Annotated in this window: 10 protein-coding genes; 3 read left to right on the top strand and 7 right to left on the bottom strand. The window is 73.5% G+C overall.

Annotation, left to right across the window (positions count from 1 at the left end):
* Window positions 1–52: 52 nt before the first annotated feature.
* The 3 genes from OG218_RS23760 to mraZ form a co-directional block, all read right to left on the bottom strand.
* Window positions 53–499 carry a hypothetical protein gene (locus tag OG218_RS23760; RefSeq protein WP_328295687.1) on the bottom strand — a complete coding sequence of 149 codons (447 nt, stop codon included), beginning with the start codon at window positions 497–499 and terminating at the stop codon, window positions 53–55.
* Window positions 499–1,656, bottom strand: coding sequence for a 16S rRNA (cytosine(1402)-N(4))-methyltransferase RsmH (rsmH, locus tag OG218_RS23755; RefSeq protein ID WP_328296288.1), 1,158 nt, complete (start codon window positions 1,654–1,656; stop codon window positions 499–501). Before rsmH ends, OG218_RS23760 begins: the two co-directional genes overlap by 1 nt.
* 196 nt (window positions 1,657–1,852) lie before the next feature.
* Window positions 1,853–2,284 (bottom strand): division/cell wall cluster transcriptional repressor MraZ, encoded by a 432-nt coding sequence (gene mraZ / locus OG218_RS23750; protein WP_328295686.1) that lies wholly within the window; start codon window positions 2,282–2,284, stop codon window positions 1,853–1,855.
* Between the two features lie 444 nt (window positions 2,285–2,728).
* Here mraZ and OG218_RS23745 point away from each other — a divergent pair, with 444 nt between their 5' ends.
* The 3 genes from OG218_RS23745 to OG218_RS23735 are packed head-to-tail and all read left to right on the top strand — an operon-like array spanning window position 2,729 to window position 7,378.
* A complete protein-coding gene (locus OG218_RS23745) occupies window positions 2,729–3,748 on the top strand; it encodes an AAA family ATPase (protein ID WP_328295685.1) in 1,020 nt (339 codons plus the stop codon).
* Between the two features lie 7 nt (window positions 3,749–3,755).
* Window positions 3,756–5,081, top strand: coding sequence for a DUF58 domain-containing protein (locus OG218_RS23740; protein WP_328295684.1), 1,326 nt, complete (start codon window positions 3,756–3,758; stop codon window positions 5,079–5,081).
* The gene (locus tag OG218_RS23735; RefSeq protein WP_328295683.1) at window positions 5,078–7,378 is read left to right on the top strand and encodes a transglutaminase family protein; all 2,301 of its coding nucleotides are present in this window, start codon (window positions 5,078–5,080) and stop codon (window positions 7,376–7,378) included. The genes OG218_RS23740 and OG218_RS23735 overlap by 4 nt, the downstream gene beginning before the upstream one ends.
* Before the next feature lie 113 nt (window positions 7,379–7,491).
* On the opposite strand, the gene OG218_RS23730 is transcribed toward OG218_RS23735, so the two are convergent.
* From OG218_RS23730 to OG218_RS23715, 4 genes are all read right to left on the bottom strand, one after another.
* Window positions 7,492–7,887 (bottom strand): DUF3040 domain-containing protein, encoded by a 396-nt coding sequence (locus OG218_RS23730; protein WP_328295682.1) that lies wholly within the window; start codon window positions 7,885–7,887, stop codon window positions 7,492–7,494.
* Between the two features lie 222 nt (window positions 7,888–8,109).
* A complete protein-coding gene (gene dinB / locus OG218_RS23725; protein ID WP_328295681.1) occupies window positions 8,110–9,336 on the bottom strand; it encodes a DNA polymerase IV in 1,227 nt (408 codons plus the stop codon).
* A 27-nt stretch (window positions 9,337–9,363) separates the two neighbouring features.
* Window positions 9,364–10,113: a methyltransferase domain-containing protein gene (locus OG218_RS23720; protein ID WP_328295680.1), complete on the bottom strand. Its 750-nt coding sequence runs from the start codon at window positions 10,111–10,113 to the stop codon at window positions 9,364–9,366.
* A gap of 91 nt (window positions 10,114–10,204) precedes the next feature.
* Entirely contained in the window at window positions 10,205–14,164 is a 3,960-nt protein-coding gene (locus OG218_RS23715; RefSeq protein ID WP_328295679.1) for a DNA polymerase III subunit alpha, read from the bottom strand.
* Window positions 14,165–14,178: the final 14 nt, after the last annotated feature.

The following is a 14,178-nucleotide window of genomic DNA, read 5'->3' as shown; positions in this document are numbered from 1 at the left end:
TGACCTCTCGGGACTTCGGGGCGGGCTTGTGACGTGTCGGGTGGGTCGACCGTCAGTTGCTCGGGGTCTCACCCTGGGCCGGAGGGTTCGACGCCTTCGGCGCCGGTGTCGGGTCGCCGACGGCGGAACTCCCGGTGAGGTGCACCGCGTCGGGCGCCGGGACCATGCCGAGCGTCTGCGCCTTCGCCGCGAGCTGACCGGGAGAGGACGCGGCGGCCAGCGACTCCGCGGCCGCCTGCTGCTGGTCGGCGAGACGCTGGGACGTGACCTGCAGGTCGGTGATCTGGTAGGCGTCACCGGCGATGGCGATGTTCGTCATGAGCAGCCCGAACAGGCCGAGCGTCAGCATGAGCACGCACGCGACGGGGAGCGGGATGCGCAGCCGACGGATGGCGGGCGGGGTGATGACCTGCAGTTCGGGACGGGCGGCAGCCGCGTCCTGACGCGCCTTGAGCTGGCGGACCGGAGCGTTCCGGGCCGCGATCAGGGGCTGGCTCATCACGGCGTCCTTCCGTCGGTCGTGCCGGGCTCGTCCGGCTCGAGGTGGTCTGCGGTCTCGAACTGCTGGTCTTCGCGTGGGGAACCGGAGTTCCCGGGGGTTCGGCCACCGGTACGTTTCCGGCGCCTCGACGCCGGGTCCGTTCCGGTTGAACCATCACGATCTTCGCGGGGCAGGCGACGCACGGCACGGAGGCGCGCCGACGCGGCGCGCGGATTCTCCGCGAGTTCCTGCTCGTCGGCGGTTTCTCCCCCGCGGGTCAGGAGTTCCGCTCGCGGCCCGGAACCCGCTGGCACGAAAGGCAGGTCGGGCGGGGCGGAACTCGTCGAGAGTTCCCGCAGCACGTTCTTGGCGATGCGGTCCTCGAGGGAGTGGAACGTCAGCACCGCGAGCCGACCGTTCGGCGCGAGCCGTTCGAACGCCGCCGGCAGCGACCGCTCCACGACGCCGAGTTCGTCGTTGACCTCGATGCGCAACGCCTGGAAAGTGCGTTTGGCCGGGTTGCCGCCGGTGCGCCGGGTGGCGGCAGGAACGTTGGCGCGCACCAGGTCCACCAGTCGCGCAGAAGTGGTGAAGGGTTCCAGCTCACGTTCGCGGACGATCGCCGAGGCGATGCGCGGGGCGAAGCGCTCCTCGCCGTAGATCCGGAGGATCCGCGTCAACTGGCTGTGCGAGTAGGAGTTCAGGGCGTCGGCCGCCGTGGTGGGCGAGCCGCGGTCCATGCGCATGTCCAGAGCCGCGTCCCGGGAGTAGGAGAAACCCCGTTCGACCTCGTCGAGCTGCAGCGAGGAGACACCGAGGTCGAAGAACACCGCGTCGACGGTTTCGATCCCCAGGTCGTCCAGCGCGTCGTCGAGACCGTCGGAGACGCTGTGCACCAGGGTGACCCGGTCGACGAACTCGTGCAGGCGGGCGGCGGCGAGTTCCAGGGCCTGCGGGTCACGGTCCATCCCGACGAGGCGGAGGTCCGGGTGGCGGCGCAGGAGTTCGTGGGCGTGCCCGCCCATGCCGAGGGTGACGTCGACGCTCACCGCACCGGGGTGGCCCAGGGCCGGGGACAGCACCTGCGTGCAGCGCTCGAGCATCACGGAGGCGTGACGACGGGCGGCGTCGTCCGCCCTGCCCTGCGCGTCGCCCCGCGGGTCGTCCTCGTCCATCGTCGTCACCCCCCGGGTTCCTGCGTGCCACTGCTTCCTGCTGCCCCTGCGGAGCGGCGGCCGTAGGCCGCGGTCCCCATCCGCTCGTGCTCCGACGGCCCTGGCGCCGGGGAAGTGGCGTCAGGACCGGCGGGACAGAGCGGCTGGAGGCCGCGGCCGACGGTCGGTGTCTCGACCTCGATCCGGAGGTCGGGGATCACAGGATCCCCGGGAGGACCTCCTCGCGCTGGCCCGCGAAGGCGGGTTCCACCTCGTCGAGGTAGGTCTCCCAGGTCGGCAGGTCCCAGAGCTCGACGCGGGCGCCGGCACCGATGACGGCGACGTCGCGTTCGAGTCCGGCGTAGGTGCGCAGCAGCGGCGGGACCGTGACCCTCCCCTGCTTGTCCGGCAGCTCGCTCGAGGCACCCGACAGGAAGACGCGCTGGTAGTCGCGCGCCTCCTTGTTGGTGAGCGGCGCCTGCCGCATCTCCTCGTGCATCTGCTGGAACTCCTGCATGGGGAAGATGTAGAGGCAGCGTTCCTGCCCCCTGGTGATGACCAGCCCGTCGAGCAACTGGTCCCGAAAACGAGCCGGGAGGATCAGTCGACCCTTGTCGTCCAGACGCGGTGTGTGGGTTCCGAGGAACACCGCGCACCCCCACCCGGACGGGTCGTCGTCCGGTCCTGGCGGACCGGACTCCTCCACCGTACTCCACTTTCCTCCACGGTCAACGTGCATCGACCCGGAGTGACGGTCCGATCGCATCGTCGATGCAGGTCAGAGGCGGGGAGCGCCGGGGAGGGCCGGTGGAGGGCCGTGGGCTCGCCACGCTGCGCGCACGGCCCGCCAGGCCGTCCGGAAGCCCTTCGGGGAGCGGTCCGCGCGGGTCGTGGAGCGGTGTGGAGGAGCGGGGGGTGGCGGGGTGGAGGGAGGTGGGGGGAACGGGTGTGGGAGTGAACGGGCGGAGCGCCTGTGTCGTGGGGCAGAGTGGAGCCGTCGCGTGCTGGGGTGCTCGGACCTGAGGGGTTCGGGCACCCTTCGGCGGCTTAGGACGTTCGTACCCGCGGACGCCCATCGACGAGACGAGGCCACGTGACCACGACGAGCGCACTCCCGGGCAGCCACTCCGGCGAGCCCCTCGCCCTCGACCCCCGAGAGCTCCCCGCGGCCCTGGAACGCCTGCGCGGCACCGCCGACGCGCTGGCGACGACCGTGGACCGGGTCATCCAGGGCAAGGACGAGACGGTCCGCCTCGCGCTGACCGTCCTGTTCGCCGAGGGGCACCTGCTCGTCGAGGACGTGCCCGGGGTCGGCAAGACGATGCTCGCCAAGACCCTCGCCCGGGCCGTGGACGGCACGGTCCGCCGCATCCAGTTCACCCCCGACCTGCTTCCCAGCGACGTCACCGGGTCGAGCATCTGGAACCAGGAGCGCGCTGCCTTCGAGTTCCGCCCGGGCGCGGTGTTCGCCAACGTCGTCATCGGCGACGAGATCAACCGCGCCTCGCCCAAGACCCAGTCGGCGTTGCTGGAGTGCATGGAGGAGGGCCAGGTGACCGTGGACGGCACCACCTGGAAGCTGGACCGGCCCTTCATCGTCTTCGCCACCCAGAACCCGGTGGAGATGGACGGCACCTACCCGCTGCCCGAGGCGCAGCGCGACCGGTTCATGGCCCGGATCTCGATGGGCTACCCCTCGGCCGACGCGGAACTGACCATGCTCAACGAGCACGGCGGAGCGGCCCCGCTGGACGCCGTGAGCCCCGTCGTGGACGTCGCCGAGGTCCGGCTCCTCGCCCGGGCCGTCCGCAGCGTGCACGCCGCCGAGGCGCTCAAGCAGTACGTCGTGGACCTGGTGCGGCGCACGCGGGTGCACCCGGACCTGCGTCTGGGTGCCTCGCCCCGCGCCGCCCTGCACCTGCTGCGGGCGGCCCGCTCCCGGGCTGCGCTCGAAGGGCGTGACCACGTCCTGCCCGACGACGTCCAGGCCCTCGCGGTCCCCGTCGTCTCCCACCGCCTGCTGCTGACCGCGGACGCTCTGCTCGCCGGCCGGGACGGGTCCGACGTGGTCACCGACGTCCTGCGCACGACGGCCCTCCCCTCGCCGCGGTGAGCGCACGGTGAACCAGGGTCCGGTTCGTCTGCGCCCGACCGCGCGGGGGTGGTCCTTCGCCGGCGTCGCGGTGGTGCTGCTGATCGGCGCCCCCGTGCTGGGGCAGCGCGACATCCTGCGGGTGGGGGTCCTGCTGGCGGTGCTCCTCGTCGTCGCCGGCTGGTCGTCGGTGCGCAGCGCGAGAACCCTCGACCTCGTGGCGAGGTCGAAGTCCGAACTGGTCGAGGCCGGGGTCTCCAGCACCGTGCGGTTGACCGTCCTCGGCCGGTCGCGGTCCGGCGTGCGCCTCGTGGTCGAGGACCAGGCTCCACTGACGCTCGGTGGGACGGCGCGCCTCGCCGTGCCGCGCCTCAGGGAGGGCCAGACCCTCGACCTCGAGTACACGGTGAGGGCTGAGGTCCGGGGGTCCTACCCCCTCGGACCGGCGACGTTGATCGCCCGTGACGTGTTCGGGCTCGTGACGGCCAGCCGGACCGTCGGTGAGAGCGTCACCCTCGACGTCCTGCCCCGCGTCCACCCGCTGGCCGACCTCACCCTCGGCGAGCTGGGTGGAGCCCGCGGTTCGTCCGCGAGCGCCTCGGCGGCCGCCTCCCCCGACGACTTGTCGATCCGGGAGTACCGCGTCGGCGACGACCTGCGTCGGGTGCACTGGCGCTCCACCGCTCGTCGCGGGTCGGTCATGGTGCGTTCCGACGAGCACCCGGGCCGCCCCGACGTGGTGCTGCTGCTGGACAGCCGGGCCGGGGCGCACGCGGGCCGGGGCGCGGGTTCCTCGCTGGAGTGGGCGGTCAGCCTGACCGCCTCGGCCGCCGTGCACCTGCACCGGCGCGGGCACCGCGTCCGGCTGCTGCACGACGGCGCCTTCGACCCCCCGCGCGAGCTCGACGACACCTCCGCCGTCCGTGGGTTGATGCGCTCGCTGGCCCGGTTGCAGCCCGGCTCGCCGGACGGGCTGGCGCGTTCCACCGCCGCCCTCGGTCGCGCCGAGTCCACCCTGCTGGTCGCGGTCCTCGGTGCCGTCGACGAGGACGACGTCGCTCCGCTGCTGGCTGCGCGCCCGCTCGGGGTGCCCGCGCTGGCGATCCTGGAACGGACCGCGGCCTGGGCGAGTCCCGGGCCGTCGGAGGACGGCGCCGGTCTGCAGCGTGCGCACCTGGTCCTGGCCCGGGCCGGCTGGCGCACCGCGCTCGCCGGTCCCGGTGACCCCGTCTCCGACGTCTGGGCCAGGCTGACCCGCACCGGTGCGCGGGGAGTACCGACGGGGGTCTCCTCCGGCACGGCCGCCGGCGTCAGCGACACCACCCCGCTCACCGACCAGGAGGTCACCCCGTGACCCGAAGTGCCCGTACGGCCCTGTGGGCGGGAGTCGCGAGCGCCGCCGCCGTCCTCACCCTGCGTCCGCTCGTCGTCTCCTCCGGGTGGGTCGTCGGGGCCCTGGGGATGGTCTGCGCCGTGACCGCCTCGGGGTTGCTGGTCCGGGGGCTGTTCCGTCGTCGGGGGCTCGCCGTCGGGGTGCAGGTCCTCGTCCTGCTGGCGGTGCTCCTCGTGCTGTTCGGCGGGAGCACCACCCTGCTCGGGGTCGTCCCCACGCCCAGCACCCCGGGCCGGTTCGTGCAGCTGGCCACCGACGGGGTGCAGGTCATCCGTCGCTACAGCGTGCCGGCCGTCGACCTGCGGGGGCTGCGGTTGCTGCTGGTGACGGGTGCGGGGCTCACGGCCCTCGCCGTGGACCTCTTCGCCGTCACCCTGCGACGGCCCGCGCTGGCGGGTTTGCCGCTGCTCGTCGTGATGGCGGTGCCGTTGGCCCTGGCCCCCGGCGGTTCGGGGGCGATCACCTTCGTCATCGCGAGCATCCCGTTCCTGGTGCTGCTGGCGAGCGACCGTCGCGGGGCCTTCCTGCGCCCGGCCGGGTCCGCCCGCCGTTCGGTCGCAGGGGTGACCGCGAGCGCCACGGCGGCCGTCGCGCTCGTGGCCGCGATCGCCGTGCCCGCAGCGGTCCCGGGTCTGGACGAACGGCCGCTGACCATCGACACGGGCCCGGGCGACACCATCGCGGTGATCAACCCGATCCTGAACCTCAAGGCCAGCCTGGGCGCGCGGTCGGACGCCACGATCCTGACGTACCGGACCGACCAGCCCGATCCCGCGCCGTTGCGGATCGTGACCGCCGACGTGTTCGACGGCGAGACCTGGGCGCCGAGCACGGGGGCGGACATCCCCCGCAGCCAGCGGGTGCAGGACGGGTTGTCCCCCGCGCCGGGCCTCTCCGAGGTGGTGCGCGACGCCTCGACGGTGCGCACCACCTCGATCTCGGTGCGCGGGCTGGACCAGACGTACCTCCCGCTGCCGTACCCGAGCCTCAAGGTCGCCATCAACGGCGACTGGCTCTACGAGACCGACAGCCTCAACGTCGTCGGCGACGGTGAGACGACCCGGGGCCGCTCCTACACGGTGAACCACCTCGAGGTGACGCCGACGGAGGACCAGCTGCGGGCCGCCCCCGCGGCACCGGGCGACATCGAGTCGCGCTACACCGAGCTGCCGAAGGACCTGCCCCCGGTCGTGCAGCAGACGGCCCAGCAGGTCACGGGCGGTGCGAGCAACCCCTACGAGCAGGCCGCCGCGTTGCAGCAGTGGCTCCGCTCCACCGGGGGGTTCACCTACTCGACGGACGCCCCCAACGACGGCGGCACGAGTGCGGTCGTGGACTTCCTGACCCAGAAGTCGGGCTTCTGCGTGCAGTTCGCCTCGGCGATGGCCGTGATGGCCCGCTCGCTGGGGATCCCCGCCCGGGTGGCCATCGGGTTCCTACCGGGTCAGGAGAACTCCACCGGCGGCGACGACGGCACCAGCAGCTGGCGGATCAGTGCGCAGGACGCGCACGCCTGGCCGGAGCTGTACTTCGAGGGGGTGGGCTGGACCCGCTTCGAACCCACGCCCGCCACCCGGACCGGTCGGTCGCCGTCCTGGACGGTGCCGCTGACCCCGGTGCCGACCGCGGCTCCGTCCTCCTCGACCTCGGCGCCCGTCGCCGGGCCGTCCGCCTCGTCCCCGACGGCGACCTCCTCGACCTCGACCGCGACCGCGAGCGGCGCGGCTGACGCTGCGCCGCTGACCGGCTGGGGCCGGGTGGCCGCGCTGCCGTGGGGGTGGATCCTCGGGGCCCTGCTGCTGGTGCTGCTGGTCCTCACGCCGTGGGTGTCGGCGGTGGTGACCGGGCGGCGGCGGTGGGCCGGGGTGCACGACACCGGTTCCTCGGCGGAGGCGGCCTGGTCGGAGCTGGAGGAACGGGTCCACGACCTGGGGGTGCACTGGTCCCCGTCGACGACGCCCCGTCAGCGGGCGGCGGAGTTGCTGGCGTTCACCGTTCCCGGCTCGCCCGCGGCGGAGGAGGTCCAGCGGATGCGCGCGGCGGTGGAGGGCAACCGCTTCGGCTCCCGGCCCACCGCGGCGGGTTCGGTGCTGGTGGAGTCGCGCACGGCGGCCCAGACCGGGCGCCTGGTCCGCGCCCAGGTCGACGTCGTGGTCGACACCGTGGCGGCGAGCCGGTCGCGGTGGCAGCGGTGGCGGGCGCGGCTGTTCCCGATGGCCGGGGTGCGTCGGCTGCTGGCGTGGTGGGACCGGGACTGACCGGTCCCCGACTCACCGGGGTACGACGAGGACGGGCGCCGCGAGGATCTCGCGGCGCCCGTCCTGGTGTTCTGCGTGTGGTCCGCACCGGACCGGGTCCGGTGCGGCGTGGATCACCACTGACCGCGTCGGCGGTCCCACCGTTGCTCGAGGCGTTCCATGAAGGACCCGCTCTTCCGCGACTTGGCCGGTCGCGTCGGGCGTGGGCCACTCGCGGGAGGCTGTCCGGCGGCGGTCCCCGACGTTCCCCGAGCCGGCGAGAAGGCCCAGATCGTGCCGGCGAGCATGACGATGAAACCGCCTGCTCCCAGCCAGATCAGACTCATGCTGGCCCCGATGATGAGGAGCACGAGACCCACCACGACGGCAGCGATGCCGATGAAGAGGCGCCGCTTGGCGGCGCGTCCGTGACGAGAACCTTTCATGGCGTTGGCGAACTTGGGATCGTCCGCGGACAGCGCACGTTCCATCTGCTCGAGCAGACGCTGCTCATGTTCCGAGAGCGGCACCTGTACCTCCTGGCGTGCGCACGTTGAGCTTCAAGGATATGTCCCCGCGGCTGCGGACGAAACTCGGCTTACCACATCGTCGCGTACCGACCGTCGTGCCGTGGTGCTGTTGGCGTGTCTCGTACCTCTGCCGGATGAACGACGCAGCTCTGCAGTCGGTTCCACCGCAGGTCAGACGAGTGTGCCGGATGGCCACCGGAAACGCTCCCCCGGGTCGGGCGATCACCGGGGGGTGAGGAGAGTGGCGGGTCTCACACTCCCGGCTCCGAAGCGGGCACCCGCCTGGTCGACCGCCCCGTCGGCGTCGCGCCACCCGTGGGCCCGTTCCCCGAGGACCAGCTGGCGCGGCTGGGTCGCGGCGTCGGCCAGCCCTTCCAGCCGGACCCCGACCAGGCGCAACCGGGCGCGGTCCAGGGCGAGGGCGTCGAAGAGGTCACGGGCGGTCGTGTGGATCTCCCGGGTGACGTCGGTGCGTTCGCGCAGGGTGCGGGACCGGGTGATCGTCGTGAAGTCGGCGAAGCGGACCTTGAGGACGACCGTGCGTCCGGCCATCCCCGCGGCCCGGGCGCGCGAGGCGGTCCGCTCGGCCAGCCGCAGCAGTTCGCGGTGCACCACCCGGGGGTCGTCGACGTCGCGGGAGAACGTCTCCTCGGAACCGATGCTGCGTTCGGGAGCGGCCGCCACGACCCGACGTCCGTCGCGGCCCCAGGCCAGGGCGTGCAGGTGCTTGCCGGTGGCCTCCCCCAACCCCCGCACCAGGGTCGACTCCGGGGTGTGGGCGATGTCGGCGACGGTCCGCAGGCCGAGCCGGGCCAGCGCCTCCTCGGTGCGCTCCCCCACCCCCCACAACGCCGAGACGGGCAGCGCGTGCAGGAAGGCGACCGTCTGGGCGTGCGGGACGACCAGCAGGCCGTCGGGTTTGGCCCCACCGGAGGCGAGCTTGGCCACGAACTTCGTCGAGGCGACCCCGACGGAGCAGGTGATGCCCTGCTCGTCGGCGATCCGGTCACGCAGGGCCGCGCCGATCTGGGCCGGGCGGCCGAGGCGGCGGAGCGCACCGGAGACGTCGAGGAAGGCCTCGTCGAGGCTGAGCGGTTCGACGAGCGGGGTGACCGACCGGAACACCTCCATGACCCCCGCGGAGATCCGGGAGTAGTCCTCGTGGTGCGGGAGCAGGACGGTGGCGCTCGGGCACAACCGCCGGGCGCGGGCCATGGGCATGGCGGCGTGCACTCCGTAGCGGCGGGCCTCGTAGGTCGCGGACAGCACCACCCCGCGGCTGCCGCCGCCGACGATGACCGGGGTGCCGACCAGGTCGGGACGGCGCAGCAGTTCGACGGAGGCGTAGAAGGCGTCCATGTCGACGTGCAGCACCGTGCAGCCGGAGTCGTCGTCCTCCAGTCCCCAGCCACCGGGCGCGCTGGGACGCCGCAGCTGCCGGCGGCTCACCGCCCCCTCCCCGTGGGAGGGAGCAGTTCAGCGGGTCGCGTGCAGGTGCAGGTGGCCGGCGAGACCGAGCAGCTCCGGTGAGGCCGAGGCCCGCGACTCCAGCTCGCGCAGGAGGGCGAGGGCGTCGTCGGACCCGGTGCCGGCCGAGGGCACGACGTCGCTGAAGGTCCGGGTTCCCTCCACCGCGGTGACGTCGAACCCGACCGCCTCGGCCAGGGCCGTCGCCGAGGCGCGGTCGAAGCGTCGGCGCAGCGGGTCGTGCCCGCTCCAGCGGTGGTCGGGGTCGGAGAGAACGTGCAGCGCCTGGTCGAGGTGACCCGCGAGGACGCGGGACAGGACGGTCGCCGGCCACTGCGCGACGAGCAGGCTGAGCCGGCCCCCGGGGCGCAGGACCGTGTGCGCGGCCCGGAGCGCGGCGGCCGGGTCGTCCACGACCTCGAGGACTCCGTGGCAGAGCAGGACGTCGACGCTGCCGGGTTCGAGGACGGCGGCGAGGTCGGACGCGTCGCCCTGCAGGGAACGGACCCGGTCCGACAACCCCGCCTCGACGGTGCGGCGCTCCAGCGCGGCGAGGGCGTCGGGCGAGGGGTCGACGACGACGACCCGGTGACCCAGCGCGGCGACCCGCACGGCGAGCCCGCCGGTGCCGCCACCGAGGTCGACGACGGTGAGTTCAGCGCTGCCCGAGCCTCCGGACCCCGCGGCCGCCTCGAGCAGGCGTGCGACCCCTTCCCAGAGGACCGTCGACGTGCGGGGACGGCCCCGTTCCTTCGCCACTCGTTCCTCCAGGGTCGTGCGGTTCGTCCGGTCGGTGCTGCGCCTCCCCACCCTAGACACCCCGTACCGCCGTGCCCGTCCGCCATCCCGGTCACCACCCCGAACTGCCCTGGCTGGAGTGCCACAGCTTGCGCGGGGGCTCCTCCCGGTCCTCCTCGGGAGCCGCGGCCCGGCCGATGGACCGGGAGTTGCGGGTGTCCTCGCCCGCCGGTCTCAGGTCGGCGTAGGGCGACTGGCGGAACCCGCTGGCGTGCACCAGCACGCGTCGGGTGCCCATCCCCCCGGCGGAACCGTGCTCCTCGGCGTGCGGGGCCGGGGTCATCACCGGGCGGGAGGAACGACTGGCGGCGGCGCCGACGGTCGCTGCGCGGGAGTACTCGGGGTTCGGGGCGCTGGTGATGAGGTCGCGCACGACCTCGATCCCGCCCTCGGTCCAGGCGTCCCACAACGCGGGCAGTTCCCAGGCGCCGGTGGCGCGCAACGAGACCCCGCGCGGGCCGGTGCGGCGCAGCACCCCCCGCACCACGAGCAACCAGGAGTGGAAGACCGTCGCGGCGTAGGGACCCTGCGCGTCCTCGAAGAAGGTCGCGTCGAGGGGGCCGGTGGTGTCGTCGAGGGTGAGGAAGACGACACGCCGCCCGGAGCGGACCGGCGGGGTCTGGGTGGCGACCTTCACCCCGGCGACGAGCAGTTCGGCGGCGTTGCGCCGCGACCGCAGATCACGGGCCGGGGTGACCTGCAGCGCCCGCAGCAGCGGTGCGTAGAAGTCGACGACGTGCGCACTGACGTCGAGGCCGAGGACGTCGAGTTCCGCCCGGACCCGTTCGGCCCCGGTCATCTCGGGCAACCCGCTGAGCGCGACCTCCTCGGGGGCGTCCCCGAGGTCGAGGGCGAGCTGGACGGTGCGGGCGGAGTCGTCGACGGGCCGGGCGGCCCGGGACTGCGCGGCCGCAGCCGCCCGGACGTCGAGGGGGCCGCTGCGCGGGGCGGTCCTGCGGGCGCGCGTGGTGGTGGTCCCGGTGAGCGAGCGGCTCCAGCGGTCGAGTTCGGCGACCTGCAGCAGCAGGTCGCGGCGGGTGGTGCGGCCCCGTCGGGGGGCGGCGTCGCCGGCCCGCCCCACCGGGCGCATGCCGTGCAGGGAGTCCAGCGCGCCGGCGAGGACGAGACGTTCGGCGATCAGCCGGGTGGGCCGGGCCCGCTGCCAGAGGTCGGCCAACGACCGGTAGGGCCGGCCGGCGACGATGCGGGTCACCTCGGCCCCGGAGATCCCCTTGACGTCGGTCAGCGAGAGCCGGATGCCGAACCCCGTCCCGTCCGCGATGCCCTCCCCCAGGCCGTCGGCGTTGCGCACCCCACGGCCACCGAGCCAGGGGTCGAGGAGTTCCTGACCGCTCTGCCCGGTCCGAGGTTCGGGGACGGCCACGCGCTCGATGCGGTAGGTGTCACCCGAGGCGTTGACGTCGAGGCCGAGGACCTCGATGCCGAGGTTGCGGGCGTCGTCGAGGATCAGTCGTTTCGGGTACATGCCCGGGTCGTGGGTGAGGACCCCCGCCAGGAACGCCGCCGGGTGGTGCGCCTTCAACCACGCCGACTGGTAGGTCGGCAGGGCGAACGCGGCGGCGTGGGCCTTGCAGAACCCGAACGAGGCGAACGCCGTGAGCACCTCCCAGATCCGGTCCACCGTCGCCTCGGGGTAGCCGTGCTCCATCGCGAGGCGCTTGAACTGCGGTTCCATCTCCTCCTGACCGGCGCGGGTGCCGAGGTGGCGGCGGTACTCGTCGGAGACGGCGAGGTCGTGGCCGGTGGTGGCCTGGATGAGTTCGATGACCTGCTCGTGGAACACGACCACCCCGTACGTCTGCTCGAGCACGTGGCGCAGCCGGTCGTCGAGGTACTCCGGTTGCGTCCACCCCTGCCGGGCGCGCAGGAACGGGTTGACCATGTCCGACTTCACCGGTCCGGGCCGGAACAGCGAGATGTCGACGATGACGTCGTGAAAGGTGGCGGGGGCGAACTTGCCGACGAGTTCGCGTTGGCCGGGCGACTCGATCTGGAAGCAGCCGAGGGTGCGGGTGGACTGGATCAGCTTGTAGGTGGCCGGGTCGTCCAGCGGCACCTGCTCGCGGTCGTCGAGGTTCAGGGTGACGTCCTCGACGCGTGCGACCTCCTGCACCGCGTAGGCCATCGCCGACTGCATCCGGATCCCGAGGACGTCGAGCTTGAGCAACCCCATGTCCTCGACGTCGTCCTTGTCGAACTGGCTCATCGGGAAACCCTTCCAGCTGGCCTCCACCGGGGTCCGGTCCAACAGCGTGGGGTTGGACAGCACGACCCCACAGGGGTGCAGTGCGATGTGGCGGGGCAGACCGTCGAGGCGTTCGACGAGGTCGAAGAAGACGTCGAGGCGTTCCTCCCCCAACCCGCTGCGCCGCAGCTCGGGCAGCTCGGCGATGGCGTTGCGGGCGTCGCGGGCACGCAGGTGCGGGAACGCCGTGGCGATGGCGTCCACCTCCCCCGGCGGCAGACCCAGCGCCGCACCGACGTCGCGGACGGCGTGGCGCACCCGGTAGCTGTCCATCATCGAGACGCAGGTGACGCGCTCGCCGCCGAAGCGGTCGAGGATCGCCTCGTAGACGTCCTCGCGGCGGGCGGACTCGACGTCGAGGTCGATGTCGGGCAGCTGCCCACGGCGGGGGTTCAGGAACCGTTCCATGAGCAGGCCGTGCTCGAGGGGTTCGACGTCGGAGATCCCCAGCAGGTGGTTGACCAGGCTGCCCGCACCGGACCCGCGGGCCGCGACCCGGACGTGCAGGGACCGGGTGAGGTCGCAGACGTCGGCGACGGTGAGGAAGTAGCTGGCGAAACCGACCTTCCCGATGATGTCGAGCTCCTCGTCGAGGCGGCGACGGACCGTGGCCTCGAGCTTGAGGTCGGCGCCGGGGTAGCGCCGGGAGATGCCCGCCTCGGAGCGTCGACGCAGGACGGCGATCGCCTCGACGTCCGGCGCCAGCCCCAGGGCCTCCCGGTCGGGCAGGTGGTGGGCGCCGATGCCGAGGTCGGTGGCCGGGTCGAGGCAGAGACGCTCGGCCAGGGTCGTCGTGGCGTTCAGGAGTTCCGCGGCCCAGCCGAGGTCGCCGGCGGCACGGGCGACGTCGGCCGCCGTCCGGACCATGTCGGCCGTGGGCAGCAGGTGCCCCTGTCCCGTCGTCCGGTCCAGGTGCCGGGTGCCCAGCGGGACGAGCCGGCGGATCGCGTCGAGCAGGTCGGCGGTGGGTGCCCCGTCGGTTCCGGCGGAGCGGACGGCGGCGGTGAGGACGACGGGAACCCCGACCTCGTGGGCCAGGCCCAGCATCCGGGCGGCGTGCTCGACGCTGCCCGCCGTTCCCGGTGGGGCGTGGTGGCAGACCACCTCGACGTGCAGCGAACCGACGGGCAGCCGGTCCCGCCACCGCTGCAGGACGGACCGGGCGAGGTCGTCGCGACGGGCGAGCACCGCCCGCCCGAGTTCGGACCCCGGGCCCAGCAGCACGACCAGCGCCGGACGACCCGAGGTGTCGACGGCGTTCGCCGCGACGAGTTCGAGGCTGCTGATCGGGGCTCCGCGCACCCCGCCGAGGTGGGTCTCGCTCACCAGCCGGCACAACCCCGCCCAGCCGCGAGCGGCGCCGGCGCCGTCGGCGCCGAGGGCGAGCACGGTGACCCGGGGCAGCCGGGGGTCGACGACCGCCCCACCGCGGGTGGGGTTGCCGGAGGTGGTGCGGCGCACTGCGACCGAGGGGTCGGCCCAGGCCGGCAGACCGTCGACCAGCCCGCTGGGGGCCGTGGCGAGGTCGACGCCGAGAGCGGGGGTGATCCCCGCCTCGCTGCAGGCGCGCACGAACTTCACGGCGCCGTAGAGACCGTCGCGGTCGGTGAGGGCGAGGGTCGCCATGTCGAGTTCGGCGGCCCGGGTGACCAGAGCGGTCGGGGTGGAGGTGCCGTAGCGCAGCGAGTAGCCGGAGGCCACGTGCAGGTGCGTGAACGGGGAGTTCGAGGTTGCGGTGGTGCGCATGGGGACGTCCTTCG

It is taken from the genome of Kineococcus sp. NBC_00420 (assembly GCF_036021035.1).
Taxonomy (GTDB): domain Bacteria; phylum Actinomycetota; class Actinomycetes; order Actinomycetales; family Kineococcaceae; genus Kineococcus.
Note: the sequence above shows the minus strand (reverse complement) of the source record. Positions and strands in the feature narration are given on the sequence as shown.

Excerpts from the sequence above, each read along its gene's own strand:
- OG218_RS23760 (WP_328295687.1), bottom strand. The coding sequence starts at position 499 with ATGAGCCAGCCCCTGATCGCGGCCCGGAACGCTCCGGTCCGCCAGCTC.
- OG218_RS23715 (WP_328295679.1), bottom strand. The coding sequence starts at position 14,164 with ATGCGCACCACCGCAACCTCGAACTCCCCGTTCACGCACCTGCACGTG.
- rsmH (WP_328296288.1), bottom strand. The coding sequence starts at position 1,656 with ATGGACGAGGACGACCCGCGGGGCGACGCGCAGGGCAGGGCGGACGAC.